29 protein-coding genes are annotated in these 24,132 nt (G+C 65.0%); 12 read left to right on the top strand and 17 right to left on the bottom strand.

Annotation, left to right across the window (positions count from 1 at the left end):
* Positions 1–23: 23 nt before the first annotated feature.
* From EYB42_RS08200 to EYB42_RS08230, 7 genes are all read left to right on the top strand, one after another.
* Positions 24–584 (top strand): F0F1 ATP synthase subunit delta, encoded by a 561-nt coding sequence (locus EYB42_RS08200; protein WP_135449514.1) that lies wholly within the window; start codon positions 24–26, stop codon positions 582–584.
* Positions 584–2,122, top strand: coding sequence for a F0F1 ATP synthase subunit alpha (atpA, locus tag EYB42_RS08205; RefSeq protein WP_135449515.1), 1,539 nt, complete (start codon positions 584–586; stop codon positions 2,120–2,122). Before EYB42_RS08200 ends, atpA begins: the two co-directional genes overlap by 1 nt.
* Before the next feature lie 21 nt (positions 2,123–2,143).
* Positions 2,144–3,010, top strand: coding sequence for a F0F1 ATP synthase subunit gamma (locus tag EYB42_RS08210; RefSeq protein ID WP_135449516.1), 867 nt, complete (start codon positions 2,144–2,146; stop codon positions 3,008–3,010).
* A gap of 2 nt (positions 3,011–3,012) precedes the next feature.
* Complete coding sequence (locus EYB42_RS08215; RefSeq protein WP_135449518.1) at positions 3,013–3,381, top strand: DUF6232 family protein; 369 nt, start codon at positions 3,013–3,015, stop codon at positions 3,379–3,381.
* 14 nt (positions 3,382–3,395) lie between these two features.
* Positions 3,396–4,838, top strand: coding sequence for a F0F1 ATP synthase subunit beta (gene atpD, locus EYB42_RS08220; RefSeq protein ID WP_135449519.1), 1,443 nt, complete (start codon positions 3,396–3,398; stop codon positions 4,836–4,838).
* Between the two features lie 9 nt (positions 4,839–4,847).
* Complete coding sequence (locus EYB42_RS08225; RefSeq protein WP_135449522.1) at positions 4,848–5,240, top strand: F0F1 ATP synthase subunit epsilon; 393 nt, start codon at positions 4,848–4,850, stop codon at positions 5,238–5,240.
* A gap of 118 nt (positions 5,241–5,358) precedes the next feature.
* Entirely contained in the window at positions 5,359–5,712 is a 354-nt protein-coding gene (locus EYB42_RS08230; protein ID WP_135449524.1) for an H-type lectin domain-containing protein, read from the top strand.
* Here the strand turns inward: EYB42_RS08230 and EYB42_RS08235 are convergent.
* From EYB42_RS08235 to EYB42_RS08275, 9 genes are all read right to left on the bottom strand, one after another.
* Positions 5,703–6,758: a phosphatase PAP2 family protein gene (locus EYB42_RS08235; protein WP_167850965.1), complete on the bottom strand. Its 1,056-nt coding sequence runs from the start codon at positions 6,756–6,758 to the stop codon at positions 5,703–5,705. The two genes, EYB42_RS08230 and EYB42_RS08235, sit on opposite strands and share 10 nt — an antisense overlap.
* Positions 6,759–7,076: 318 nt before the next feature.
* Positions 7,077–8,039 carry a phosphatase PAP2 family protein gene (locus tag EYB42_RS08240; protein ID WP_135449528.1) on the bottom strand — a complete coding sequence of 321 codons (963 nt, stop codon included), beginning with the start codon at positions 8,037–8,039 and terminating at the stop codon, positions 7,077–7,079.
* 161 nt (positions 8,040–8,200) lie between these two features.
* Complete coding sequence (locus tag EYB42_RS08245; protein ID WP_135449530.1) at positions 8,201–9,220, bottom strand: ribose-phosphate pyrophosphokinase; 1,020 nt, start codon at positions 9,218–9,220, stop codon at positions 8,201–8,203.
* Between the two features lie 96 nt (positions 9,221–9,316).
* Positions 9,317–10,333, bottom strand: coding sequence for a threonine aldolase family protein (locus EYB42_RS08250; RefSeq protein ID WP_135449532.1), 1,017 nt, complete (start codon positions 10,331–10,333; stop codon positions 9,317–9,319).
* Positions 10,333–10,785: a YcgN family cysteine cluster protein gene (locus EYB42_RS08255; RefSeq protein WP_135449534.1), complete on the bottom strand. Its 453-nt coding sequence runs from the start codon at positions 10,783–10,785 to the stop codon at positions 10,333–10,335. Before EYB42_RS08255 ends, EYB42_RS08250 begins: the two co-directional genes overlap by 1 nt.
* A 41-nt stretch (positions 10,786–10,826) precedes the next feature.
* Positions 10,827–11,750, bottom strand: a complete 924-nt coding sequence (locus EYB42_RS08260; RefSeq protein ID WP_135449536.1) for a bifunctional riboflavin kinase/FAD synthetase — start codon at positions 11,748–11,750, stop codon at positions 10,827–10,829.
* 25 nt (positions 11,751–11,775) lie between these two features.
* Positions 11,776–12,219 carry a MaoC family dehydratase gene (locus EYB42_RS08265; RefSeq protein ID WP_135449714.1) on the bottom strand — a complete coding sequence of 148 codons (444 nt, stop codon included), beginning with the start codon at positions 12,217–12,219 and terminating at the stop codon, positions 11,776–11,778.
* 118 nt (positions 12,220–12,337) lie between these two features.
* On the bottom strand, positions 12,338–13,228 hold the full coding sequence (locus tag EYB42_RS08270) for a TIGR01459 family HAD-type hydrolase (RefSeq protein WP_135449537.1): 891 nt from the start codon (positions 13,226–13,228) through the stop codon (positions 12,338–12,340).
* 63 nt (positions 13,229–13,291) lie between these two features.
* A complete protein-coding gene (locus EYB42_RS08275) occupies positions 13,292–14,209 on the bottom strand; it encodes a manganese-dependent inorganic pyrophosphatase (RefSeq protein ID WP_135449539.1) in 918 nt (305 codons plus the stop codon).
* 289 nt (positions 14,210–14,498) lie between these two features.
* On the opposite strand from EYB42_RS08275, the gene EYB42_RS17335 reads away from it, so the two are divergent.
* Entirely contained in the window at positions 14,499–14,660 is a 162-nt protein-coding gene (locus EYB42_RS17335) for a hypothetical protein (RefSeq protein ID WP_167850966.1), read from the top strand.
* A gap of 74 nt (positions 14,661–14,734) precedes the next feature.
* On the opposite strand, the gene EYB42_RS08280 is transcribed toward EYB42_RS17335, so the two are convergent.
* Together EYB42_RS08280 and EYB42_RS08285 are read right to left on the bottom strand one after the other, a co-directional pair.
* Positions 14,735–15,466: an N-acyl homoserine lactonase family protein gene (locus tag EYB42_RS08280; RefSeq protein WP_135449541.1), complete on the bottom strand. Its 732-nt coding sequence runs from the start codon at positions 15,464–15,466 to the stop codon at positions 14,735–14,737.
* Positions 15,463–16,455 carry a TraB/GumN family protein gene (locus EYB42_RS08285; RefSeq protein WP_135449542.1) on the bottom strand — a complete coding sequence of 331 codons (993 nt, stop codon included), beginning with the start codon at positions 16,453–16,455 and terminating at the stop codon, positions 15,463–15,465. Before EYB42_RS08285 ends, EYB42_RS08280 begins: the two co-directional genes overlap by 4 nt.
* A 187-nt stretch (positions 16,456–16,642) precedes the next feature.
* On the opposite strand from EYB42_RS08285, the gene groES reads away from it, so the two are divergent.
* The 3 genes from groES to EYB42_RS08300 all read left to right on the top strand — a co-directional run bounded on the left by groES (position 16,643) and on the right by EYB42_RS08300 (position 19,556).
* Positions 16,643–16,930, top strand: a complete 288-nt coding sequence (gene groES / locus EYB42_RS08290) for a co-chaperone GroES (RefSeq protein WP_135449544.1) — start codon at positions 16,643–16,645, stop codon at positions 16,928–16,930.
* A 63-nt stretch (positions 16,931–16,993) separates the two neighbouring features.
* Complete coding sequence (gene groL / locus EYB42_RS08295; protein ID WP_135449545.1) at positions 16,994–18,631, top strand: chaperonin GroEL; 1,638 nt, start codon at positions 16,994–16,996, stop codon at positions 18,629–18,631.
* An 85-nt stretch (positions 18,632–18,716) separates the two neighbouring features.
* Positions 18,717–19,556 (top strand): DMT family transporter, encoded by an 840-nt coding sequence (locus tag EYB42_RS08300; RefSeq protein WP_135449547.1) that lies wholly within the window; start codon positions 18,717–18,719, stop codon positions 19,554–19,556.
* On the opposite strand, the gene EYB42_RS08305 is transcribed toward EYB42_RS08300, so the two are convergent.
* The 3 genes from EYB42_RS08305 to EYB42_RS08315 are packed head-to-tail and all read right to left on the bottom strand — an operon-like array spanning position 19,532 to position 21,058.
* Positions 19,532–20,122: a GNAT family N-acetyltransferase gene (locus EYB42_RS08305; RefSeq protein WP_135449548.1), complete on the bottom strand. Its 591-nt coding sequence runs from the start codon at positions 20,120–20,122 to the stop codon at positions 19,532–19,534. The two genes, EYB42_RS08300 and EYB42_RS08305, sit on opposite strands and share 25 nt — an antisense overlap.
* Positions 20,103–20,609: a GreA/GreB family elongation factor gene (locus tag EYB42_RS08310; RefSeq protein ID WP_135449550.1), complete on the bottom strand. Its 507-nt coding sequence runs from the start codon at positions 20,607–20,609 to the stop codon at positions 20,103–20,105. Before EYB42_RS08310 ends, EYB42_RS08305 begins: the two co-directional genes overlap by 20 nt.
* The gene (locus EYB42_RS08315) at positions 20,606–21,058 is read right to left on the bottom strand and encodes an NUDIX domain-containing protein (protein ID WP_135449552.1); all 453 of its coding nucleotides are present in this window, start codon (positions 21,056–21,058) and stop codon (positions 20,606–20,608) included. Before EYB42_RS08315 ends, EYB42_RS08310 begins: the two co-directional genes overlap by 4 nt.
* A 107-nt stretch (positions 21,059–21,165) precedes the next feature.
* Between EYB42_RS08315 and EYB42_RS08320 the strand changes: the two genes are divergently transcribed.
* Positions 21,166–21,855: an esterase/lipase family protein gene (locus EYB42_RS08320; protein WP_135449553.1), complete on the top strand. Its 690-nt coding sequence runs from the start codon at positions 21,166–21,168 to the stop codon at positions 21,853–21,855.
* Between the two features lie 270 nt (positions 21,856–22,125).
* On the opposite strand, the gene EYB42_RS08325 is transcribed toward EYB42_RS08320, so the two are convergent.
* The 3 genes from EYB42_RS08325 to EYB42_RS08335 are packed head-to-tail and all read right to left on the bottom strand — an operon-like array spanning position 22,126 to position 23,937.
* Positions 22,126–23,190: a 5-(carboxyamino)imidazole ribonucleotide synthase gene (locus EYB42_RS08325; RefSeq protein WP_135449555.1), complete on the bottom strand. Its 1,065-nt coding sequence runs from the start codon at positions 23,188–23,190 to the stop codon at positions 22,126–22,128.
* Positions 23,183–23,662, bottom strand: a complete 480-nt coding sequence (gene purE / locus EYB42_RS08330) for a 5-(carboxyamino)imidazole ribonucleotide mutase (protein ID WP_135449557.1) — start codon at positions 23,660–23,662, stop codon at positions 23,183–23,185. Before purE ends, EYB42_RS08325 begins: the two co-directional genes overlap by 8 nt.
* Before the next feature lie 56 nt (positions 23,663–23,718).
* Positions 23,719–23,937 carry a YdcH family protein gene (locus EYB42_RS08335; protein WP_135449559.1) on the bottom strand — a complete coding sequence of 73 codons (219 nt, stop codon included), beginning with the start codon at positions 23,935–23,937 and terminating at the stop codon, positions 23,719–23,721.
* Positions 23,938–24,132 lie beyond the last annotated feature (195 nt).

The raw sequence follows: 24,132 nt of genomic DNA on the forward strand, positions 1-24,132 counted from the left end.
CATCAGACAACGGAAGGGTTGACGTGTCGGAACCAGCTTCGATCTCTCTGGGCATTGCCTCACGCTACGCATCGGCCTTGTTCGACCTGGCAAGGGAAGACGGCGCCTTGAAGGCGCTGGAAGCGGATATCGCGACCCTTTCGGAAGCCCTGGACGCCAGTGCCGACCTGCGGGCGATGATCGCCTCGCCCGTCATCAGCCGCGAGGACCAGGGCAGGGCGATCGCCGCGATCGCCGGGAGGCTGGGGTTGGGCCAGCTGACGGCCAACACGCTGGCGCTGATGGCCGAAAAGCGCCGCCTGTTCGTTCTGCCGCAATTCCTGGCGAACCTGGCCGACCTGATCGCTGCCGAAAAGGGCGAAGTGACCGCCGAAGTCACTGCCGCCCGTGCGCTGAGCGCCGCGCAGTCCAAGAAACTGGCCGAGACGCTGAAGGCGCGTGTCGGCAAGACCGTGAAACTGAAAACGACCGTCGATGAATCCCTCATCGGCGGTCTTGTCGTCAAGCTGGGCTCGACCATGATCGACACCTCGGTCAAGGCAAAGCTCGCGGCCCTGCAAAATGCAATGAAAGAGGTTGGGTGATGGGAATCCAGGCTGCTGAGATCTCTGCGATCCTCAAGGAGCAGATCAAGAACTTCGGCAAGGACGCGGAAGTGGCCGAAGTCGGCCGCGTGCTGTCGGTCGGCGACGGGATTGCCCGTGTGCATGGCCTCGACAACGTGCAGGCCGGTGAGATGGTCGAATTCCCCGGCGGCATCCGGGGCATGGCCCTGAACCTGGAAGTCGACAACGTCGGCGTCGTTATCTTCGGGTCGGACCAGGACATCAAGGAAGGCGACACGGTCAAGCGCACCAAGTCCATCGTGGACGTGCCGGCCGGTGATGCGCTGCTGGGTCGCGTCGTGGACGCGCTGGGCAACCCGATCGACGGCAAAGGTCCGATCAAGGCGACCGAGCGTCGCGTGGCCGACGTCAAGGCCCCCGGCATCATTCCGCGGAAGTCGGTGCACGAACCCATGGCCACGGGTCTGAAGGCCGTGGACGCGATGATCCCCGTCGGCCGTGGCCAGCGGGAACTTATCATCGGCGACCGCCAGACCGGCAAGACCGCCGTGGCGCTGGACACGATCCTGAACCAGAAGTCCTACAACGAGGCCGCCGGTTCGGACGAATCGAAGAAGCTCTATTGCGTCTATGTCGCGGTCGGCCAGAAGCGCTCCACCGTCGCCCAGCTGGTGAAGAAGCTGGAAGAGACCGGTGCCATGGCCTACACGATCGTCGTGGCCGCCACCGCCTCGGACCCCGCGCCGATGCAGTTCCTGGCGCCCTATTCGGCGACCGCCATGGCGGAATACTTCCGCGACAACGGCCGCCATGCCCTGATCATCTACGATGACCTGTCCAAGCAGGCCGTGGCCTATCGCCAGATGTCGCTGCTGCTGCGCCGTCCGCCGGGGCGCGAGGCCTATCCGGGCGATGTGTTCTACCTGCACTCGCGACTGCTGGAGCGTTCGGCCAAGCTGAACGAGGATTTCGGCGCGGGTTCACTGACGGCGCTGCCGATCATCGAAACCCAGGCCGGTGACGTGTCGGCCTATATCCCGACCAACGTGATCTCGATCACCGACGGCCAGATCTTCCTGGAAACCGAACTGTTCTACCAGGGTATTCGTCCGGCCGTGAACACCGGTCTGTCGGTCAGCCGCGTGGGTTCCTCGGCCCAGACCTCGGCGATGAAGTCGGTTGCCGGCAAGGTGAAGCTGGAACTGGCGCAGTACCGCGAAATGGCGGCCTTCGCGCAGTTCGGGTCCGACCTTGACGCCGCCACCCAGCAGCTTCTTAACCGCGGCGCGCGCCTGACGGAACTGATGAAGCAGAACCAGTATTCGCCGATGACCAACGCGGAAATCGTCTGCGTCATCTATGCCGGCACCAACGGCTATCTGGACAAGATCGCCGTCAAGGACGTGGGCCGGTTCGAGGCGGGCCTGCTGCAGCACCTGCGCACCAAGGGCAAGGCGCTTCTGGACGACATCACCAAGAACGACCGCAAGGTTGCGGGCGATCTGGAAAAAGCGATCCGCGCGGAACTCGACGCCTTCGCCAAAGACTTTGTCTGAGCGCCCTGAGGGAGAAGGCAGATGCCAAGCCTGAAGGATCTCAAGAACCGGATCGGAAGCGTGAAAAACACGCGGAAGATCACCAAGGCGATGCAGATGGTCGCCGCGGCGAAACTGCGTCGTGCGCAAGAGGCCGCCGAGGCCGCCCGTCCTTTTGCAGAACGGATGACAGCGGTGATGTCGGCCTTGGCCGCCGGTGTCGGCACTGGAGAGGGTGCACCGAAGCTTCTGGCCGGAAACGGCCGGGACCAGGTGCACCTGTTGGTGGTGATGACCAGCGAGCGCGGGCTTTGCGGCGGCTTCAACTCGTCCATCGTCAAGCTGGCCCGGTCCCGCGCCGCCGATCTGGTGGCGCAGGGAAAGACGGTGAAGATCCTCACCGTCGGCAAGAAGGGCCGTGAACAGCTGAAGCGCGACTGGGCGAATGCCTTTGTCGGTCACATCGACCTGAGCGAAGTGAAGCGCGTGGGCTATGCCAATGCGCAGGCCATCGCGCGCGAGGTCATGGCGGCCTTCGAGGCCGGCGAGGCCGACGTGGTGACGATCTTCTACAACCGCTTCCAGTCGGTCATCAGCCAGATCCCGACCGAACAGCAGGTGATCCCGGCCAAGTTCGAAGCCACCGGCGCCTCGGCGCTGTATGACTACGAACCCTCGGAAGAGGCGATCCTGGCCGACCTTCTGCCGCGCGGCGTCGCCACGCAGATCTTCACCGCCCTTCTAGAAAACGGCGCCTCGGAGCAGGGCGCGCGGATGTCCGCCATGGACAACGCGACCCGCAATGCCGGCGACATGATCAACAAGCTGACGATCCAGTACAACCGGAGCCGTCAGGCCGCGATCACCAAAGAGCTTATCGAAATCATTTCGGGGGCGGAGGCTCTGTAGCTATGAGCGACCTTATGTTTTCCGCTGGACCAATCGTGATCTCGAGAACAATCGCGAAGTTTGGCGATACTTCCTACCCAATAGCAAACATTGGCGCCGTGTCGATCGAACTTGCTACCCATCCTCTGGTAATTGGCGGTTGGGTCCTTTGCGCGGTCGCACTCTTTCAGATGTTCTCCGGCTCATTCTGGTTTGGGCTCTTGCTCATCGCCGTTGGTGCCGCGCTCATTTGGCATTTCGCAGACAAGGGGAAGGCGAAGCTGATGTTGCGTACGTCTAGTGGCAACCAGCAAGCTTTCGAGTCCCCTGATAGGGCCTTGGTCCAAAAACTGAAATCATCAATCGAAGAGGCAATCGCTTCGCGCGGTTGACAAGGAGAACTCAAATGGCAAAAGCCCCGAAAGCATCCGCTGGCACCGGCAAGGTGACGCAGGTCATCGGCGCCGTCGTCGACGTTCAGTTCGATGGCGCGCTGCCCGCGATCCTGAACGCGCTGGAAACCACCAACAACGGCAAGCGCCTGATCCTCGAGGTCGCGCAGCACCTGGGCGAGAACACCTTGCGCACCATCGCCATGGATGCGACCGAAGGCCTCGTGCGCGGCACGCCGGTCAAGGACCTGGGCGCGCCGATCTCGGTTCCTGTCGGTGACGCAACGCTGGGTCGCATCCTGAACGTCATCGGCGAACCGGTTGACGAAAAGGGCCCCGTGGTGGCCAAGGAAACCCGTGCGATCCACCAGCCTGCCCCGGAATTCAGCGAACAGGCCACGGAAAGCCAGATCCTGGTGACCGGCATCAAGGTCATCGACCTGCTCGCGCCCTATGCCAAGGGCGGCAAGATCGGCCTGTTCGGCGGCGCCGGCGTGGGCAAGACGGTTCTGATCATGGAACTGATCAACAACATCGCCAAGGTTCACTCGGGCTATTCGGTCTTCGCGGGCGTGGGTGAACGGACCCGCGAAGGGAACGACCTCTATCACGAGATGATCGAATCGGGCGTCATCAAGATCGACAACCTGTCGGAATCGAAGGTGGCTCTTGTCTACGGCCAGATGAACGAACCCCCGGGGGCACGTGCCCGCGTGGCGCTGACCGGCCTGACGCTGGCCGAGCAGTTCCGCGACCAGTCGGGAACGGACGTGCTGTTCTTCGTGGACAACATCTTCCGCTTCACCCAGGCGGGTTCGGAAGTGTCCGCCCTTCTGGGCCGCATTCCCTCGGCCGTGGGCTACCAGCCGACGCTGGCAACCGACATGGGTGCGCTGCAGGAACGCATCACCTCGACCAAGCAGGGTTCGATCACCTCGGTGCAGGCGATCTACGTTCCGGCCGACGACCTGACCGACCCGGCGCCCGCGACCTCGTTCGCGCACCTCGACGCGACCACCGTGCTGTCGCGCGCGATCTCGGAACTGGGGATCTATCCGGCGGTGGACCCGCTGGATTCGACCTCGCGGATGCTTGACCCGCAGATCGTGGGCGAAGAGCACTACAATGTCGCCCGCGCCGTGCAGGGAATCCTCCAGCGCTACAAGTCGCTGCAGGACATCATCGCCATCCTCGGGATGGACGAACTGTCGGAAGAGGACAAGCTGACCGTGGCCCGCGCCCGGAAGATCCAGCGCTTCCTGTCGCAGCCCTTCGACGTGGCGAAGGTCTTCACCGGTTCGGACGGCGTGCAGGTGCCGCTGGAAAAGACCATCGCATCCTTCAAGGCGGTGGTGAACGGCGAATACGACCATCTGCCGGAAGCCGCCTTCTACATGGTCGGCGACATCGAGGACGTGAAGGCCAAGGCCGCCAAGCTTGCCGCGGCTGCGGCGTAAGGGGGCGACATGGCCAGCACGCTGCAATTCGACCTCGTCAGCCCGGAACGGCGCCTTGCGTCGGTCCCGGCGACCGAGGTCCAGATTCCGGGGGCCAATGGCGACCTGACGGCGATGGAAGGCCATGCCGCCACGATCACCTCGCTGCGTCCGGGTCTGCTGAAGGTGGTGAACGCCGAGGGGACGAAAGCCTATGTCGTCACCGGCGGCTTCGCCGAGATCAGCGCCTCGGGCGTGACGGTTCTGGCCGAACAGGCGGTGCCGCTGGACGAATTGACCGCGCCTCAGCTGGATGCGCTGGTTGCCGAAGCCAGCCAGGCGGCGGCGCTGAGTTCCGACAAGGATGCCGCCGACAAGCTGGTGGCCGACCTGCAAGCCATGCGGATTGCCGCAGGACTGTGATCCTCGGCCACACCGATAAGCGCATCGAAAGCCCCGGTTCGTCCGGGGCTTTCCTTTTCCGGTTCCCTGTCGGAAGTTTTGGGGCAAGATGTGGCCGGCAGAAGGATCCGGTCGGGACATGAAGAAATTCAGGGGAACCATTGCGGTCGATCAGGGGTCGCGCGTTCTGTTCGAAGCCTTCTCTCAGGATGGCGCGATGTGGGTTGGCGCAGGGCCGCGCGAGGTGAGGCTGCGACAGGATTTTGCGCAGGTCTTTGTGGATGTGCCAGTGGTCACCATCGGGCTTTCCATGTGGGACATCGCCTGTTCGACGAATTCCCGTGTCGATATCGCGGCCGAGCAGGTGACAGGCAGGGGCTTCGAGATCGTGTTCCGCACCTGGTCAGACACCCGGATCGCCCGCGTCCGGGCAGACTGGCTGGCAATCGGTGCCCTGCGGGATGAGGAAGACTGGGATGTGCCCTATGCCTGATCGGGAACCGTGCGCCGCGCAAGCCAGCCACTGACCTGCCAGATCACGCCGACAGCGGCCATGGCCACGATGCCATCGAGAAAATAGTGCCAGGCCAGCATGAACGATCCGATGAAGATTACCAGTGTGAAGGCGGTCAGAACCCAGCCCAGCGCGCGCGAAGCCGTGAAGGCATAAAGCGTAACGACCATCGTGGATGCGACATGCATCGAAGGCATGGCCGAAATCACCGAGAAGCCGCCATCGGGAAGCGTGTAGAGATCCCAGAGAACTTTCTGCAGGTCGCGGACACTGTAGGGATAGGTCTCGGCATGGGCGTCAAGTGTTTCCAGAAGCGGCCGGTACACATTTCCCAGGCCCAGATCCGCGTAATACACCGGTCCCGCAGAGGACATCAGGGTTGCCATGACGATTCCAATGACAAGCCAGCTCAGCAGATGCGCGATCATGAACTGCATCCGGGCGACCGGGTTCTTGCGGGCAAAGGCGGCAATGGTCAGGGTGCACAGCAGCAACGTCAGCCAGAAGGCATAGGCCCCGGTCAGAACCGTCAGCACCCAATCCCAGCCGATCAGGCCGTAAAACACCCGCCACGGTTCGTGACCAAGGAAAACCAGGCGATCCAGTTGCTCTAACGTCTCGTCCCAGGAAAATTCACCCAAGATCGCCACCAGCCTCTTGGCCTGGGTAAAACCCGCCAATGCAGCAAGAAGCAGGGCCAAGGTCAGGCCGCCGCGCAGGATGGTTGGCCCGTCGGTGAGAAAGGACCTGATCTCGGCCTGAAGGACTTCCATCCGCTGCGGTGTGCGCTCGACATAGGTCAGGTGAAACAGACGGTGGGCGATGACGGCATAGGCCGCGCAGGGAAGGATCGTGGCCAACTGCAGCACCTGCGCCCCGAAGCCGCCAAGGGGCAAGCCTGGTGCCGCGGAAAGCGCGTAAAAGCCAAGCGCCGCCTGGATCGCTGCAAGCAGGAGGACGAACCGATAGTGATAGAGAGACGTCATGATCGGCGACCGATCACTGCCATGGGCAAGGTAAATCACAACCGTCTCCGTCTGCGAAACACGCCATGGGTTTGAAGGCCTTTTGCGGCCTAAACTTGACCAAAACCCCGCAAAAAGATGGAAACCAACCCGCAACTGCCGGCGCCTGCCATCGGACGTTCCGCGCGAGATAGCGACCGAACGGGTTACCCTTGGCGAAGATCACGGCCGACAATCCGATGCGGGGCGGCCTCCGCTTCGATGGTGACCCCTACGATCCGCAGCCCCATCGTCCGGGTGCGGGAGCAATTACTGGCGATTGGCCCTGCCGTGTCGCGGCTGACCCCGGCGCGCGCCCGTTGATCCACAAGACGCCGTTCAGGAACCAGAGGTGCGCACCGGCTCCAACTCGTCGCCCGGGGCCAGAAATCTGGAGACGAACCAGACGCAGAGCGCAAACACCGCCACCCCACCCGGAATATCAAGCAGATGATGACCGCCGTGGATCAGGGTGGCAGGAATCATCGCCAGGTTGAGAATCAGTGCCGGAACGAACAGCACCGTCGCGCGCAGGAACCAGACGACCAGACAACACATGACCATGTGATAGGAGGGAAAGCCGACCACACCCGTGACCGTCTCGGGGCTGATGCGCGCCGGACCCTCGGTCAGCAGCTGTGTCAGGAAACCGCCACGGTCGGTCCCGTAATGGTAACCGCGTTCGCGCAGCACCTCTGCCGGCACATCCAGCGCCCCGACATAGCCGACGCTGGGAAAGACCCACCAGATCGCAACCGTCACCGCAAGGCTGAACATCCCGACAAGCATGAAGCGGTGCACGGAAAGCGCCCGGTTCAGGGCCGCGAGAAAGCAGACTGTCAGCATCAGCTGGAAGATCGAACTCTGATAGACATAGCCAAGTGCCCGCAGGATCACGGGATAGTCCAGCATGTGGTTGATCAGGCTGTGCCAGTCGTATCCGACAAGGTGCCCGGACCAGGTCAGCCAGTCATCGACCATCGGGTTGGTCAGCGGCATGAGCGAGAAGATCACGATGGGAGAGGCCGAGGTGAAGGCAAAGAAGCTTCCCAGTCCCACCATGGCCAGCGCCACACGAGACGACCCCCGAGTGCCCCTTACGAAAGCCCCCAGAGCAATGAGCGCCAGGCCAATGGCAAAACCCAGCAGCATGGGCGGCCAGTTCACATTGCGTTGCAGTGCGGTTGCGAGGGCAATCCCCGCCGCCTCTGCGACCAAGGCTGTTGTCAGCATGATCCGCTCGACGGGCAGCAGTTCGAAGGTCCGCCGCGAAAGGCGGATGGTTTCGATCGAAGACTCCAAGGCACACCCCCAGGCCGCGCGGCCAGTCCAAAAAGCTGCAACAGCCGCACTGCTGAAGCCGAATTGTGCCGATAGTTTGGCGGAACCGGACCGTAGTTGGGCCCTTCCTGTGGGAAGGGCAATCGCAGGGGGTATCTCTGGCGCGGTCCGAAGTCTGGCGCCTAGCTGCGCTGGTAGAGCCCTTCGTAGATCGGCACCAGGGTATCCGTCTCGAACAGCGACGACACCGACATCCCGCCCCAGATGTTCAGGATCGCCTGGGCAAACATCGGCGCGGTGGGGACGATGCGGATGTTCGTGGCACCCTTGACCTTTTCCGTGGCTTCGATCGAATCGGTGATGACCAGCGATTTCATCACCGAATTCTGCACCCTTTCCACCGCCGGCCCTGACAGGACGCCATGGGTGATGTAGCTGTGCACCTCGGTCGCCCCGGCTTCCATCAACGTCTCGGCGGCCTTGCACAGCGTCCCGGCCGTGTCACAGATGTCGTCGACGATGATGCACTTGCGCCCGCGCACGTCGCCGATGACGGTCATGCCTGCAACTTCGCCCGCCTTCTCGCGCCGCTTGTCCACGATGGAGAGGGGTGCGTTGATCCGCTTGGCCAGTTCCCGCGCCCGCGCCACGCCGCCAACATCGGGCGAGACGATCATGATGTCGTCCATCTGGCCCTTGAAATGGTGCTCGATATCCAGGGCAAAGACCGGCGAGGCGTAAAGGTTGTCCACCGGAATGTCGAAGAAACCCTGGATCTGCGCGGCGTGCAGGTCCAGCGTCAGCACGCGGTCCACGCCGGCCGTCTCGATCAGGTTCGCCACCAGCTTCGCGCTGATCGGGGTGCGCGCCTTGGCGCGGCGGTCCTGGCGGGCGTAGCCGAAATAGGGGATCACCGCGGTGATCCGGCTGGCCGAGGACCGGCGCAGCGCATCCACCATGATCAGCAGTTCCATCAGGTTGTCGTTCGCCGGGTTCGAGGTCGGCTGGATGACATACATGTCCTCGCCGCGGACGTTTTCGAACACCTCGACGAAGATTTCCTGATCGTTGAAGCGTTCGACCCGGGCATCGACAAGGTTCACGCTCATTCCCCGGTGCACCGACATGCGCCGCGCTATGGCTTTTGCCAGGGGCAGGTTGGCGTTCCCGGCGATGAGCTTGGGTTCGGTGACGGCGGGCATGGGCGTCCTCGGTGGCGGATTCGTGACGTGCCTCGCTTATCACCCGGTTCTGCGATTGCAAACCGGAGCTGCTTCCGGCGTTGCGAAAAACCCCGGTCAGAAAGCCGCGAGGAAGCGGTCTACCTCGGCTTCGGTGGTGCACCAGCTGGCGACCAGCCGCGCCTTCTCGCGCCCCTGGGGGGCGGTCCAGCGGTAATAGACGGCCCCAGCGGCCTCCAGTCGCTCATGGGTGCCGGGGGCCCATTCCGGGAACAGCATGTTGGCATCGGCCGGTGGCACATGCGCCTGCCGGTCGCGCAGGCCCTGCGCCAGACGCTGGCCCATCGCATTTGCCTGTGCGGCGAGCCGCAGCCAGAGGCCTTCGGTCAGGTAGGCCTCGATCTGCGCCGAAAGGAACCGGTGCTTGGAAAAGAGATGCCCCCCCCGCTTGCGTCGCAGCTCGAATTCCCAGGCCTTTTCGGGGTTGAACAGGACGACTCCTTCCACCCCCAGACAGCCATTCTTGGTTCCGCCCAGCGACAGAACGTCGATTCCCGCCTTCCAGGTCATCTCGGCCGGTGTCGCGCCGGTGGCGACCAGCGCATTGGCAAGGCGCGCGCCGTCGAGGTGGCAAGGGATGCCCTTGGCCCTTGCGAGGGCAGTCAGCGCGGCAATTTCTGCAGGGGTATACACCGTTCCGGCCTCGGTGACATTGGTCAGCGACAGCATCCCCCGCTGGACGCCATGCACGCCGCTTTCTCCGGTTGCGGCCAGCGCCTGCGACAGGCTGGCGGGTGTCATCCTGCCATGCTCGCCCGGCACCAGCACCAGCTTGGCGCCAGAGTAGAATTCAGGCGCGTTGCATTCGTCCTCGGCGATGTGGGCATGGGTATGACAGAACACCGCGCCCCAGGGCGGGCAGTGGGTGGCGATCGCCAAGGCGTTCGCGGCAGTTCCGGTGGCGACCAGATGGACCACGGCCTGTGGCGCCTCGAAGATATCGCGCACCAGATCGGTCACGCGGGCCATGGCCGCATCGCCGCCGTAGGAGCGTTCATACCCTTCGTTCGCCTTGACGATCGCGGCCATGATCTCGGGGGCGGCGCCCGAGGTGTTGTCTGAAGCAAAGCGCATCAGGGTGTTTCCTCGATCAGATAGTCTTCCCAGTCGTCTTCCGGCACCGAGCCCTCGGGCAGGGTGACTCCCCTGACAGATTGCCCCGCCTTGTGGGTGCTGTCGGGATCGCCGGTCAGCAGCGGATGCCAGTCTGGCAGGCGCCGCTTCTGGAACAGCAACTTGTAGGCGCAGGTCGCGGGCATCCAGTAGGCGATCTTCGGCAGGGTCTTCGGCGTCAGCACCACGCATTCCGGGACGTGCTGCTTGCGGTTCGGGTAGTCGCGGCAGCGGCAGGTTTCGCCATCCAGCAGGCGACAGCCGATGCGGGTATAGACGACCTCGCCGGTATCCTCATACTCGAGCTTGTTCAGGCAGCACTTGCCGCAGCCGTCGCAGAGCGCCTCCCATTCGGCGGGGGTCATCTTCGACAGGGGAACGGTTTCCCAGAACCGGGGGCGCAGGTTTTCCATTCCCGCACCCTGATGTGGCCTTGCGGAAAAGGGAAGGGGGGTCAGAGCGCCGAAAGGATCGCGCGGGCCTGGTGGCAGTCGGCGTCCATCTGGGCGATCAAGGCGTCAAGGGTGTCGAACTTCTGCTCGGGGCGCAGAAACTCGACCAGGGCGATCGAAAGATGCTGCCCGTAGAGGTCGCCCCTGAAGTCAAACAGGTAGGTTTCCAGATTCGGGCGGTTTTCGCCGAACATCGGCCGCACGCCAAGGCTGGCGGCGCCGTGATGGCTGCCCTTGTGCGGGCCGGTCAGAATGTCGACCAGCACGGCATAGACCCCAAGTTTCGGAAGGTGCAGCCCGTCCACCGACATGTTCGCGGTGGGATACCCCAGCTCTCGCCCGCGCTTCTGCCCGTGCAGCACCTCGCCCTCGATCCGGTGCCAGTGGCCAAGCATGGCGGCGGCGTCACGGGGGCGCCCCTCGGTGAGGGCGGCGCGGATCTTGGTGGAAGAGATCTCGGTCCCGTTCTCGGTGACAAGGGGGGCGATGGTGGTGCGGATGCCCCGGGCGTCGCACAGCGCGGCAAGGTCGCCCGCCGTGCCAGTGCGCCCCTTGCCGAAGCAGAAGTCGGCGCCCACCACGACATGGCTGATGCCAAGGCCATCGGCCAGAACCTGGTTGACGAAGGCCTCGGGCGACAGGCTGGCAAGGGTGGCGTCGAAGGGAAGCTGGAACAGGTGTTCCACCCCCAGACGGGCCAGACGGTTGGCGCGCGCCTCGGCGTTCATCAGGCGAAAGGCGGGGGCTGTGGGGGCGAAGAACTGGCGGGGGTGGGGCTCGAAGGTGATGATTCCCAGCGGGCCATGGCCGCGTGCTAGGTCGATCACTGCCTGGTGGCCGCGATGCACGCCGTCGAAATTTCCCATGGCGCATGAGGCGCCGCGGGAAGACGGGTCGAGACCCTGCCAATGGAAATGCTGCTGCATCCTGCCCTTTGCGGGCCGGGGCCCGTCAGTCGAACTTGCGGCTGGGCGCCAGAACCAGCGCCTCGCCCTTCAGGACTACGGTTTTACCGACCGAGGCGAGGGTTTCAAGGGTCACCCGGCGTTTGGCGTGGTCGATGCCGGTGACGGTGACCTCAGCGCGCACCATATCGCCGGGGCGGACCGGTGCCATGAACTTCAGGCTTTGTCCCAGATAGACCGTGCCATGGCCCGGAAGCTGTTCCCCGATCACCGCCGAGATCAGTCCGGCGGTCAGCATCCCGTGCGCGATGCGGCCCTCGAAGATCGTGTCCTGGGCATAGGCATCGTCAAGGTGGACCGGGTTCCGGTCGGTGGAAACCTCGGCGAACAGCTCGATGTCGCGGTCGGTGATGACCTTCATCAGATGGCGGGACATGCCGATCTCGATGTCCTCGATGCAGATCGTTCCACGGGGCATGTTGTCGAGCATGGGGTCCGAATCCCTTCCGGTCATGCGGACAGCCTAGCACGCGCTGCGACGCAGCACAATCGGTTGCGCAAGAATTGTTCAATCGGACTTTCGTCTGTGAACGAATGTTGCTGCGCCGTCAGCGCAGGCGGCCCATGGCGTAGGTTGGCGACAGTTCCAGCCCGTCGAGCCAGTCGCCCAGCCGGGCGGGATCGGGGTTTTCCGGGTCGGGGCCGAAACGGTCGGCCTCGAGTCCGCCGGTGATGAACAGCGTGTCCAGCCCCTCGCCGATCCCGCCCCGGATGTCGGTGGAAATCCCGTCGCCGATGCAGAGGATCGCGGGGTCGGCCAGTGCGCCCGCCTCGGCCAGGCGGCGGCGTGCGAGGTCGTAGATCGGCGGATGCGGCTTGCCGAAGTAAAGCGTCTTTCCGCCCATTTCCTCGTAGGCCTGCGCCAGCGCGCCCGCGCAATAGAGCCGGCGATCCCCCAGATCCACCACGATGTCGGGGTTGGCGCACAGCATGGGCAGATCCAGCGTCTTGCCCAGCAAAAGCGCGGCGCGGTAGTCGTCGGGCGTCTCGGTCAGGTCGTCGCGCAGGCCGGTGCAGACGATGCCCTCGGCCTCACGCAGCGGCACCCGTTCGATGGGGGGCTGGGCGGCGGCATAGGCGGCCAGATCCTCGGCGAAATCGGTGAAGAAAGCCTCGTCCTTCGGGGCGCCGATGTGGTGGACGCGTCGGCCCACGGCACCGGAAAGCATCCCCATCTGCGCAGCGTCACCCGAGGTGACCACGATATCCCAGGCGTCACGCGGCACGCCCAGACGGTCGATCTGTCGGATGACGCTGGATTTCGGCCGGGGCGCGTTGGTCAGAAGAACGACCTTGCCGCCCCCGGCCCGAAAGCCCTGCAGGGCCGCCACGGCTGCCGGGAAGGCAGCCTTGCCGTTGTGCAGGCAACCCCAGAGGTCGCAGAAGACGGCGTCATAGCGCCCGGCAATTTCCGACAGCGACCGGATGATGTCAGTCATGGCGCGGCACCTGCTTTCCTTCCTCGATGTTCCGGCAGAGGCCGGCACGCCCGCGGTTCGCGTCTACAGCTTGAGCGCCGGCAGGATCTGCTTCTTGCGGCTCATGATCCCCGGCAGAACGACGGTGTCGCCGGTGACGGTGCAGCCGAAAGAGGCCTCGGCGATCTGTTTCACCAGGTCGTTCGGGACCAGCAGCGTCGCCTCTTCTCGGATGATGTCCACCACGAACAGCAGCACCTGATCGGCGCCGTCCTCCTTCGCCACGTCCACCATCGAGCGCATCAGGCTGTCCTTGCGGTCAAGGATCACCTTGGGCGCCGTGGTCTCCAGTACCGAGACGCGCAGTTCCTTGCCGCCGACCGTGTATTCCTTGGAATCCATGCGCAGCAGTTCCGCATCCGAGAAGGCCGAGACATCCGACTTGGCCTCGAACATCTTGGCAGCCAGTTCGGGGATCGAGACGCGCAGTTCGTTCGCTAGCTTCTCGGCCACGGCGCGGTCGTGGGGTGTGGTGGTGGGGCTGCGGAATTCCAGCGTGTCGGACAGGATGCAGGACAGCATCGCACCCTTGATGCCGGTCGGCGCCTTGGCCAGCACGTCGCCCATCAGGTCGTGCATGATGGTGGCGGTGCAGGCCAGCGGGCGGATGGTGATGTCGATCGGCGTGCGGGTCTTCAGGCCGCCGACCAGCATGTGATGGTCGATGATGCCCTGGATCTGCGCCTCGTTGATCGAAGGCGGCAGTTCGGCCGGGTTGTTGGTATCGACGATCACCACCTGGTCCTCCGCCGTCACGTCGGTGATGATCTCGGGCCTGTCCAGGCCCCAGTGCCTCAGCACGAAGGCGGCTTCGGTGTTGGGTTCGCCCAGCAGGACGGCTTTCGCCGGTGTGCCGGTCTCGTTCAGATACCAGGCCCAGATGATGGGCGATCCGGTGGAATCGGTGTCGGGGGACTTGTGGCCGAAGACGAGCGTGGTCATGGGAATGCCTTTGGGAGGGTGGCGGTTTTGCGCGCGGTATAGGGGAAGGGAGCGCGATTGTCACGCGGGGGCGGATGTGGCATGGTACAGCTTCCGGCAGAGGAGTGCATTTGTCATGGAACTGACCGTCTGACGACCCGACAGGGGCCGTGAGCATGGGCCGGACGGCCCGGAAGTGCAGCCCTGAGCCAAGGAGTGCCCTGAACATGGACAAGTTGCACACGGCCTGAGGGCCGGTCGTTGGCGGGTTATCCCCGTCTGTCTCCTCCTTTCATGTCAGGGGCATGTGATGCCGACACAGAACACCGGAAAACCCGCCGCGGCGGGGCTGAAGCCGTTGCCAAAAGCGAAGAGGTTCGATCCCGCCAGCCTGAGGGCAGCGATGGGACCGAAGGGTCCGAAGCTGGTGCCGAAGCGCGGCCTGGTGCCGGGCAAGGGCGGTCACCGCTGAATTGCTGCGGGGTGGGCGGGTGGCGCCCCCACCCCAATCCCCCTCTCCATTGGGGGCGGCGCATCTGATCGGCATCAGTCGTAGAAGGCCGGGGCCTTGCGCAGGCTTTGCCACTGGGCCGGGTCATGACCGTAGATCAACAGGCCCGGCAGCGCCAGAAGCCGATCGGCGGAGGCTCTGGCGGCATCAGGATCCTGCGCGTCGGCGAAGTGCTCGGCGGGTTCGGACGCCCGGTTGATCGCGTCGGCGGCCAGTATGACCGTGCCGGTGCGTGGCAGGGCCAGGATGGCGGACAGATGGCCAGGCGTATGGCCGGGGGTGGGAATCAGGGTCAGCCCATCGCAGACGGGCGTATCATCCCCGATCAGGATATGGCGAGCCTCGGGCCAGGCCATCGGCCGTGCCGTGCCGAAATAGCTGGGGCGCGGGTCGGCGCGTTCGCGGGCTGTCATCACGATGGGCGCATGTGCAAACAGGTGCAGGGCGCCCACATGGTCGATATGACCGTGGCTGAGGATGGTCAACGAAATGTCGCGCGGCGTCAGACCCAGGGCGGCAAGGGCACCTTCCGCAGTATGTTCCATGCCGTAACCGATCAGTCGGCCAAAGGCGGGCAGGCCGTCGCGGTCGGCAATACCGGGATCGGTCGCATAGGCCGGGGGAAAGCCCGTATCGAACAGGATGCGGTCGCCCCGGTCGGTTTCCATCAGATAGGAGGGGATGCCGATCAGGCGTTCGCCGCCCCTGACTTCGAAGAGCCCGAGGTCGAGCACCGTCAGCCGGGTCAGACGGCCGGGCAGGATCATGCCGCAAGCTGTTCCACGGTGAAGCCTTCGCGTTGCAGAAGGTTCAGCACCCCTTCCTCGCCCGACAGGTGAAGCGCGCCGAAGGCGGCAAAGACCGGGCCTTCCGCCGCTGCCGCAGTGAGGACGGAAATCCATCGACGGTTGCGGGAATTCATCAGAAGCTCTTCCATCCGGGCAAAGTCGGCATCCACCTCCTCGCGCGTGTAGCCCGGCAGGCCATAGCTGACATCGCGCATGTATTCCCAGATGATCCGGCTTTCCCCGGCGAAATAGCTGTCGGCAAGGGTGGCGTGATAGTCTTCGGACCGGTCATCGACCGCAAGGGTGGACTGGATCATCGCGACCATCTCGTCATGGTTCATGGCGTCGAAGATCCTGAAGACCGTATCGAACGGCTCCAGCCCCCGCACCGGCACACCGGCGGCGGCGGCCGTTTCGATCACCATGCCGTCAAGGCCCTTGGGATCCTTCATCTGTGCCATGGCGCAGGGCGGCATCGACAGAAGCACGGCGACATACCATGGCTGAAGCTTCGCGGCCATGAAGCCGGGGATGCCGCGCAGGGCAAGGGCGGCGCTGAGGTCGGACCATACATCGGGCGGCAGCTGTTCCAGAAGCGAGGGGCCATCCGTTATCATCATCCGTCCCGGTTCACGGGCGATCAGATCCTGCAGCGCCCTTTGCTCTTCCGGTCCGGCCTCGACCAGGACGGTGGTTGCGGATTCGATGGCCGGTCTGATCGCGGCAAGGGTAGGGGCATGCCGGGGGTCGTCGAAGTGATAGGTGCCGGCAATGGTAATCACCTCTTGCCCCCGGGTCGCGCGCCAGAGATTGCCGCGCGGGAACGGCACGGCATCGGCAGCTGCGGTCAGCGCGGCCACCTTTTCGGGCGGCATCTCCTCAAACAGGTTGCGGCCGTTGCACTGGGCCAGCAGCGGGGCAGCGAGAAGGCAGAAGGCAAGGGCGGCAAGGGCAAGGAGGCGGGTCATCGGGGCCTTCGGTCGGGGCAGGGCATGTCGCGGGCATCGTGGCAGGCGGTCGGGAAAAGGCAAATCAAAATCCGGCAGCCGGGTGTTGACAGGCGGCGGGGCATCGCCTACCTCAGCGTCCGTTAGCACTCGATCGAGGCGAGTGCTAATCGAGATCAAACCTGGTGACTCAAGGGAGAACCTCCAGATGGCTTTCAAACCCCTGCATGACCGCGTCCTGGTCAAGCGCGTCCAGTCCGACGAAAAGACCAAGGGCGGTCTGATCATCCCCGACACCGCCAAGGAAAAGCCCGCCGAGGGCGAAGTGATCGCCGTGGGCGAAGGCGCCCGCAAGGATTCGGGCGAGCTGATCGCGCCGTCGGTCAAGGCCGGCGACCGTGTGCTGTTCGGCAAGTGGTCGGGCACCGAAGTGACGCTGAATGGCGAAGAGCTGCTGATCATGAAGGAAAGCGACATCCTCGGGATCATTTCCTGATCTGTCGCAAGGAACGGTGCGCTGTAGCGCACCCTACGAAATCCCATTCAAGGAGCTGTCATAATGGCTGCTAAAGACGTCAAGTTCGATACCGACGCCCGCGACCGCATGCTGCGCGGCGTCAACATTCTTGCCGATGCCGTGAAGGTCACCCTGGGCCCGAAAGGCCGCAACGTGGTGATCGACAAATCCTTCGGCTCGCCCCGCATCACCAAGGACGGCGTGACCGTCGCCAAGGAGATCGAACTGGCCGACAAGTTCGAGAACATGGGCGCGCAGATGGTGAAGGAAGTCGCCTCGCGCACCAATGACGAGGCCGGCGACGGCACCACCACCGCCACCGTCCTGGCCCAGGCCATCATCAAGGAAGGCATGAAGGCCGTTGCCGCCGGCATGAACCCGATGGATCTGAAGCGTGGCATCGACCTGGCGACCCACAAGGTCGTCGAGCAGATCAAGGCGATGGCTCGCCCGGTGAAGGACTCGGATGAAGTCGCCCAGGTCGGCACCATCTCGGCCAACGGCGAAGCCCAGATCGGCCGCTTCATCGCCGACGCGATGCAGAAGGTCGGCAACGAGGGCGTGATCACCGTCGAAGAAAACAAGGGCATGGAGACCGAAGTCGAAGTGGTCGAAGGCATGCAGTTCGACCGCGGCTACCTGTCGCCCTACTTCGTGACCAACGCCGACAAGATGGTTGCGGAACTGGAAGACGCCTACATCCTGCTGCACGAGAAGAAGCTGTCGTCGCTGCAGCCGATGGTTCCGCTGCTGGAAGCGGTCATCCAGTCGCAGAAGCCCCTGGTCATCGTGGCCGAGGACGTGGAAGGCGAGGCTCTGGCGACCCTGGTCGTCAACAAGCTGCGCGGTGGCCTGAAGATCGCCGCCGTCAAGGCTCCGGGCTTCGGCGACCGCCGCAAGGCCATGCTGCAGGACATCGCCATCCTGACCGGTGGTCAGGTCATCAGCGAAGACCTCGGCATGAAGCTGGAGAACGTCGGGCTCGACATGCTGGGCCGCGCCAAGAAGGTCGTCATCAAGAAGGATGACACCACCATCATCGACGGCGCCGGCGACAAGAAGGAGATCGAGGCCCGCGTCGCCCAGATCCGTGCGCAGATCGAGGAGACCACCTCGGACTACGACCGCGAGAAGCTGCAGGAGCGTGTGGCCAAGCTGGCGGGCGGTGTTGCCGTCATCCGCGTCGGCGGCATGACCGAAGTCGAAGTGAAAGAGCGCAAGGATCGCGTGGACGACGCGCTGAACGCGACCCGTGCGGCTGTTCAGGAAGGCGTGATCGTCGGTGGCGGCGTAGCTCTGGTCCAGGCGGCCAAGGCGCTGGAAGGGCTGAAGGGTGCCAACAGCGACCAGGATGCCGGCATCGCCATCATCCGCCGTGCGCTGGAGGCCCCGCTGCGCCAGATCGCCGACAATGCCGGCGTGGACGGCTCGGTCGTTGCGGGCAAGATCCGCGAGTCGAGCGACAAGAACTTCGGTTTCAACGCGCAGACCGAAGAATACGGCGACATGTTCAAGTTCGGCGTGATCGACCCGGCGAAAGTGACCCGCACCGCTCTGGAAGATGCGGCTTCGGTTGCCTCGCTGCTGATCACGACCGAGGCGATGATCGCCGACCGTCCCGAGCCGAAGGCGGCCCCGGCGATGCCGGGTGGCGGCGGCATGGGCGGGATGGACTTCTGATCCATCCGGTCAGTCCGGTTTCAGGGGGGGGGCGGCCTTCGGGTCGCCCCTTTTCCTTTTGCGGGCAAGGCGTCAGGGTGGGTCAATGCGTCTGTTCCTGCTGACTGCCCTGACCATGCTGGCCTTTGCCGCCAATTCGGTGCTGAACCGCTGGGCGGTGGAGCCGGGACATATCGGCGCGGTGGAGTTTGCGGCAATCCGGCTGATGTCGGGCGCGGTGATGCTGGCGGCGCTGGTGTTATGGCAGCGCGGCGGGATTGCCTGGCCGGAGATGCAGGGGCGATTGGCGGGGGTGCTGGGCCTTTCGGCCTATCTGCTGGGGTTTTCGCTGGCCTATCGTGGGCTGGATGCGGGGACCGGGGCGCTTGTCCTGTTCGGGATGGTGCAGGTCACGATGTTCGCCGGCGCGTTGGCCGGGCGCGAAGGTGTGCCGCCCCGGCGCTGGGCGGGGGCAGCGCTGGCGCTGGCCGGACTGGCGCTGATCGCAGCGCCGGGCGCTGTCGCCCTTGCCCCACTGGCGCTGATGGCGGTGGCGGGAGTGGGCTGGGGCCTGTACTCGCTGGCCGGGCGTGGCGCGCGCGATCCGCTTGCCGCGACGGCCTGGAACTTCGTGCTGGCCTTGCCCTTTGTGCTGCCTTTCGGTCTGGCAGGCCTTGCCGCACCGGATGCCAGGGGTCTGGCGCTGGCGGTGGTGTCAGGCGCCGTGACCTCGGGGCTGGGCTACGCGCTGTGGTATGCGGTTCTGCCCGGCCTGGGCGCGGCGCGGGCTGCGGTCGCGCAGCTGACGGTGCCGGTCATCGCTGCGCTGGGCGGGGCTGTCTTGTTGGCCGAACCGCCGGGTCTGCGCTTCTGGCTGGCGGCGGTGCTGGTGCTGGGCGGGGTCGCACTTGCCAGCCTGCCCTACAGGGCCTTGACCAGCCGGTGAAGCGTGTGCCCGGTGACCTGGTCGCGCCGGGACAGGCCCGTTGCTCGGAAACCCTCGCGCTCCCAGAAGGCGCGGCCGCGTGGGTTGGCCTCGAGAACGGCCAGAACAATCCGCCTCGCCCCCCTCGCGCGGGCAAGCGTCTCGGCCTGGTCGAGCATTGCCCTGCCATGGCCCGCACCCCGGGCCCATGGACCAAGCAGCATGAGGCCGAGATAGGCGTCGGTGGCTTCGGGAAAGCCGTAGGAAAGTTCGGCCACGCCAGAGAGGCGCAGCCCATCAGGTGATGCGGGCAAGATGGGCCGGCCCTCTACCCCTCTCCCATCTGCACAAGGGGAATCGGAAGCGCCCGTCCCGGCGCGGGGATCGCCGGTTTCGGCCGCTGGCAGGAACAGCCCCAGATGATGCGTCAGTGACCGGTCGCATGCGGGCGGGCCGTCGGTAAAGAACTCTGCGGCCTGCCGGTCGGGGTCGCAGGTGCCCTCTGCAAGCAGCCAGTAATCGGGCGCGGCGCGGTAGAAGTCGGCGACCAGCGCAACCTCTGAGGGATCAAGCAGGCGAATCGGCATGGGCGATCCTGAGTATCTCCAGCTGCATCGTTCCGGCCGGGCGGCGCCAGGTGACAACGTCCCCGATCCGCGCGCCGATCAGGGCTCTGGCCAGCGGCGAGGTCGGGGCGATCCGCCCCGACAGGGCGTCGGCCTCGTCCTCGCCCACGATTTCGTAGGTGGTTTCACGGCCGTGTTCGTCGGCGACCGTGACGGCCAGGCCGAAGGCGACCTCGGTCAGGTCGTGAGCGGCAGGATCGATCACCACAGCAGCCTTGAGGCGCGCCTCAAGCCAACGGATGTCGCGTTCTGCGGCAGCCTCAGGCAGCTTGTCCAGCCGGTCGTGCCGCGCCCGCAGTGCGACTAGCTCGGTCGCCCGGCGCGCAAGGCGGTCACGCAGGGCTGCAAGCCCGCGCGGGGTCATGATGTTCGGCCCCGGCGGAACGGGAAGTTCAGGCAGGTCGGGCCGGTCAAGACCGGCGTCCTCGTTCACGAAGGCTCGGCTCATCGGACGATCCTTTCCAGAGGGTCGTAGCCGAAGTCTGTGCCCCAGGCGGCAGCCGGCAGGCTGTCGGGCTTGAACCTGATGCGGCCAAGGTCGAGATCGGCGCGGTCGAAGAAGCGGCGGCGTGTGACAATGCCTTCCGGGTCGCGCCAGTCGTCGTCCAGCCTGCCCGAGATCAGGCGACAGCGGAAGAAGACCTCGACCTGGTGAAAGCCCGAGGGCGGGTCGTGGAATTCGTTGACCAGCGCAGGCCCGCCCACGGCGATGGTCAGGCCGGTTTCCTCGTGCACCTCGCGAATCAGGTTCGCGGGCAGGGAAGTGCCGGGTTCGACCCCGCCGCCCGGTGCGCACCACAGATCCGAGCGCGCGGATTTCCATGCGTTGACCAGCAGCAGCCGATCCTCATGCAGGATCAGGGCGCGGACGGCGAGGCGCGGCATCGGGCGGGACATGGGCCAAGGCTTGCGCGGGACAGAGGCCGATGTCCAGCCCCGGGCGTGATGCAAGGTCGGGCAGGGCTGCTCTTTCCAAGCTCAGGACAAGGGCGCATGTTCGGCCCATGACCCTGCGCCCGCCCCTTTGTCTGCCTGCCGACCGGCCCGCCGGAACTGCCCCTGGCGAACGGGTGATACTGGTGCATGGCCTTGCGCGGACGGCGCGATCTCTGGTGCCGATGGGGCTGGCCTTGCGCGCAGCGGGCTATGCCGTGACCCATGCCGCCTATCCCTCGACGACGGCCGAGCCGGATGCTCTGGTGGCTGAGGTCGCGCGCGCCTGTGCCGAGCCCTTCGTGGGTGTGACCCATTTCGTCACGCATTCGATGGGGGGAATCGTGGTCCGCGACTGGCTGGCGCGGGGGCACCCTCCCGGCCTGGGAAGGGTGGTGATGCTGGCACCGCCCAATCATGGTTCGGAACTGGTGGATCTCTTCGGCGACTGGAAGGTGTTCCAGATGATCACCGGCCCGGCGGGGCTGTCTCTGGGCACAGGGCCCGACAGCTGGCCGAACCGTCTGCCACCGGCCGACTTTCCCCTTGGCATCATTGCCGGAACCCGTTCGGTCAGCCCGTGGTTCAGCCAGATTCTGCCCGGGCCGGACGACGGCAAGGTGACGGTGGCATCCACCCGGCTGGACGGGATGACGGACCATCTGGTTCTGCCTGTCACCCACACCTGGATCATGGTCAACCCGACCGTCATCCGGCAGGTGATCCACTTCCTGCGGCAGGGGCGGTTCCAGCGCAACTGAGCATCGTGGCCCGGTGCTGCTTGGAGCGGCTTGCGCTGCACGCCGTTCCTCTGGTCGTCAGGCCTGCGCCCTCCTCCTCGGCTGATGGGGTGTTCACCCCCCAAGCCCCCAGAGTATTCCGGAAGGAGCGACTGCAGGAGCGGTCCGAAGTTGCTCCTTGCAAGATACTCCCGCCGGAGGCGTGCGACGGATCGGCAGGCGGCACGATGCAAATGTCTTCCGCGGCAGCGCCGCAAAGGCCGGCTCGATGCCCGACGAGGTGGCAGCCCCTTACCCGCGGATCACCCGGTTGACATGCCCCATCTTGCGGCCCGGCCGAGGGGTGCCCTTGCCGTACAGGTGGACGGCGGTGTCACGGGCCTTGAGCAGTTCGGGCAGACGCAGCACATCGTCGCCGATCAGGTTCTCCATCACGACGTCCGCATAGCGGTTTCCGTCGCCCAGAGGCAGGCCCGCCACGGCGCGAATGTGCTGCTCGAACTGGTCCACCGTGCAGCCGGCCTGGGTCCAGTGGCCGGAATTGTGCACGCGCGGCGCAATTTCGTTCACCAGAAGACCGCGGGGGGTGACGAACAGCTCCACCCCCATCACGCCAACATAGTCAAGCGCATTCAGGATGCGCGCCGCGATCAGCACGGCATCGGCGCGCTGCGCCGGTGTCAGGCGGGCTGGCACCGTGGTGGTGCGCAGGATGCCGTCGCGATGGACGTTTTCGCCGGGATCATAGCAGGCGACCGAGCCGTCCATACCGCGTGCGGCGATCACGCTGACCTCGCGCTCGAAGGGGACGAAGCCCTCCAGCACCGAAGCCGCGCCGTTCATCGCGGCCCATGCGGCGGGGATGTCGGCCTCGGCGTTCAGCCGCGCCTGGCCCTTGCCGTCATAGCCAAGCCGCGTCGTCTTGAGAATCGCGGGCAGGCCCAGGCGATCGGCGGCGGCTCGCAGGTCGGCTTCGCAATCGACCTGCGCCCAGGGTGCGGTCTGCAGGCCCAGGTCGTTCAGGAAGGACTTCTCTGCGATCCGGTCCTGGCTTACGGCAAGGGCCCGGCGGTTCGGGCGGATCGGTCTCAGGCTTTCCAGAAGGTCCAGCGCCGAGGTCGGGACATTCTCGAATTCGTAGGTGATCACATCCACGCTGGCGGCAAAGCCGCGCAGGGCGGTCTCGTCCTCGTAGGGGGCGGTGGTGACGCGATGCGCAACATCGCCCGCCGGTGCGGCCCCCGGTTCGTAGATGTGGCAGCGATAGCCCAGACGGCTTGCGGCAACGGACAGCATCCGCCCCAGTTGTCCGCCGCCGAGGATGCCGATGGTGGCGCCCTGTGGAAGTTCAGTCATCCGAAGGCTCCTCGGGGATGCTTGCAGAAAGTGCATCGCGCCAGTCATCCAGCCTTGCGGCCAATGCGGGGTCAGAAACGGCCAGGATCGCGGCAGCCATCAGGCCCGCGTTGGCCGCGCCGCCGATGGCCATGGTGGCCACCGGGTAGCCCTTGGGCATCTGCACGATGGAATAAAGTGAATCGACACCGGACAGCGCCCTGGTCTGGACCGGCACCCCGATAACCGGCAGCCGCGTTTTCGACGCCATCATCCCCGGCAGATGCGCGGCACCCCCGGCACCCGCGATGATGACCTTCAGCCCACGCGCCACGGCAGTCTCGCCATACTCCCACAGCCGGTCGGGCGTACGGTGGGCAGATACGATCTTCGTTTCGTAGGGAATGCCAAGCGCATCCAGAATCTCTGCCGCGGCCTTCATGGTGGGCCAGTCGCTTTGCGACCCCATGATGATCCCGACAGATACGGTCATGCCTGCCTCCCCTGAGTATCAGCGCGATTACCTCGGGATGCGTGCAGGGGCAAGCATCAGGCGATGATGTCGGGAATCAGCTGATCCTGTATCTTCACGATCTGGTCTTTCAGCGCCAGCTTCTGCTTCTTCAGCCGGCGCAGGGTCAACTGGTCGGGGCGGCCGGTTTCCTCCAGCGCATGGATGGCCTGGTCAAGATCGCGATGCTCACGCTTCAGCACTTCGAGCTTGATGCGCAGCATCTCTTCAAAGCTGAGCTCCGACGGGGCGTTCATGGGGGCGACTCGCTTCCTGCCTTTGGGAAAGAATATAGGAAAGCGGATGGTCAGGGTGAAGGTTTCTGCATCCGTTTCGGGCGATTTCCGGGTAGTGCAGGGCCTTGCGGGGGGCCACGACCGGCCCCATATTGCGGGCAGTGCGGTGCCCGAATGTGGGGCCGTACGTGAGTGTCGCTTGAAACAAGGACAGTC

This window comes from Tabrizicola caldifontis, assembly GCF_004762095.1.
Classification (GTDB): domain Bacteria; phylum Pseudomonadota; class Alphaproteobacteria; order Rhodobacterales; family Rhodobacteraceae; genus Tabrizicola; species Tabrizicola caldifontis.

What these genes read in the sequence shown, in the direction of transcription:
- atpD (WP_135449519.1), top strand. Translation starts at nt 3,396, where the DNA reads ATGGCAAAAGCCCCGAAAGCATCCGCTGGCACCGGCAAGGTGACGCAG.
- purE (WP_135449557.1), bottom strand. Translation starts at nt 23,662, where the DNA reads ATGACCGTATCTGTCGGGATCATCATGGGGTCGCAAAGCGACTGGCCC.
- EYB42_RS08215 (WP_135449518.1), top strand. Translation starts at nt 3,013, where the DNA reads ATGAGCGACCTTATGTTTTCCGCTGGACCAATCGTGATCTCGAGAACA.
- groL (WP_135449545.1), top strand. Translation starts at nt 16,994, where the DNA reads ATGGCTGCTAAAGACGTCAAGTTCGATACCGACGCCCGCGACCGCATG.
- EYB42_RS08260 (WP_135449536.1), bottom strand. Translation starts at nt 11,750, where the DNA reads ATGCAGCAGCATTTCCATTGGCAGGGTCTCGACCCGTCTTCCCGCGGC.
- EYB42_RS08245 (WP_135449530.1), bottom strand. Translation starts at nt 9,220, where the DNA reads ATGCCCGCCGTCACCGAACCCAAGCTCATCGCCGGGAACGCCAACCTG.
- EYB42_RS08255 (WP_135449534.1), bottom strand. Translation starts at nt 10,785, where the DNA reads ATGGAAAACCTGCGCCCCCGGTTCTGGGAAACCGTTCCCCTGTCGAAG.
- EYB42_RS08325 (WP_135449555.1), bottom strand. Translation starts at nt 23,190, where the DNA reads ATGACTGAACTTCCACAGGGCGCCACCATCGGCATCCTCGGCGGCGGA.
- EYB42_RS08265 (WP_135449714.1), bottom strand. Translation starts at nt 12,219, where the DNA reads ATGCTCGACAACATGCCCCGTGGAACGATCTGCATCGAGGACATCGAG.
- EYB42_RS08320 (WP_135449553.1), top strand. Translation starts at nt 21,166, where the DNA reads ATGACCCTGCGCCCGCCCCTTTGTCTGCCTGCCGACCGGCCCGCCGGA.
- groES (WP_135449544.1), top strand. Translation starts at nt 16,643, where the DNA reads ATGGCTTTCAAACCCCTGCATGACCGCGTCCTGGTCAAGCGCGTCCAG.
- EYB42_RS08225 (WP_135449522.1), top strand. Translation starts at nt 4,848, where the DNA reads ATGGCCAGCACGCTGCAATTCGACCTCGTCAGCCCGGAACGGCGCCTT.
- EYB42_RS08310 (WP_135449550.1), bottom strand. Translation starts at nt 20,609, where the DNA reads ATGAGCCGAGCCTTCGTGAACGAGGACGCCGGTCTTGACCGGCCCGAC.
- EYB42_RS08300 (WP_135449547.1), top strand. Translation starts at nt 18,717, where the DNA reads ATGCGTCTGTTCCTGCTGACTGCCCTGACCATGCTGGCCTTTGCCGCC.
- EYB42_RS08275 (WP_135449539.1), bottom strand. Translation starts at nt 14,209, where the DNA reads ATGACCACGCTCGTCTTCGGCCACAAGTCCCCCGACACCGATTCCACC.
- EYB42_RS08335 (WP_135449559.1), bottom strand. Translation starts at nt 23,937, where the DNA reads ATGAACGCCCCGTCGGAGCTCAGCTTTGAAGAGATGCTGCGCATCAAG.
- EYB42_RS08270 (WP_135449537.1), bottom strand. Translation starts at nt 13,228, where the DNA reads ATGACTGACATCATCCGGTCGCTGTCGGAAATTGCCGGGCGCTATGAC.
- EYB42_RS08210 (WP_135449516.1), top strand. Translation starts at nt 2,144, where the DNA reads ATGCCAAGCCTGAAGGATCTCAAGAACCGGATCGGAAGCGTGAAAAAC.
- EYB42_RS08315 (WP_135449552.1), bottom strand. Translation starts at nt 21,058, where the DNA reads ATGTCCCGCCCGATGCCGCGCCTCGCCGTCCGCGCCCTGATCCTGCAT.
- EYB42_RS08285 (WP_135449542.1), bottom strand. Translation starts at nt 16,455, where the DNA reads ATGACCCGCCTCCTTGCCCTTGCCGCCCTTGCCTTCTGCCTTCTCGCT.
- EYB42_RS08230 (WP_135449524.1), top strand. Translation starts at nt 5,359, where the DNA reads ATGAAGAAATTCAGGGGAACCATTGCGGTCGATCAGGGGTCGCGCGTT.
- atpA (WP_135449515.1), top strand. Translation starts at nt 584, where the DNA reads ATGGGAATCCAGGCTGCTGAGATCTCTGCGATCCTCAAGGAGCAGATC.
- EYB42_RS08280 (WP_135449541.1), bottom strand. Translation starts at nt 15,466, where the DNA reads ATGATCCTGCCCGGCCGTCTGACCCGGCTGACGGTGCTCGACCTCGGG.
- EYB42_RS08305 (WP_135449548.1), bottom strand. Translation starts at nt 20,122, where the DNA reads ATGCCGATTCGCCTGCTTGATCCCTCAGAGGTTGCGCTGGTCGCCGAC.
- EYB42_RS17335 (WP_167850966.1), top strand. Translation starts at nt 14,499, where the DNA reads ATGCCGACACAGAACACCGGAAAACCCGCCGCGGCGGGGCTGAAGCCG.
- EYB42_RS08250 (WP_135449532.1), bottom strand. Translation starts at nt 10,333, where the DNA reads ATGCGCTTTGCTTCAGACAACACCTCGGGCGCCGCCCCCGAGATCATG.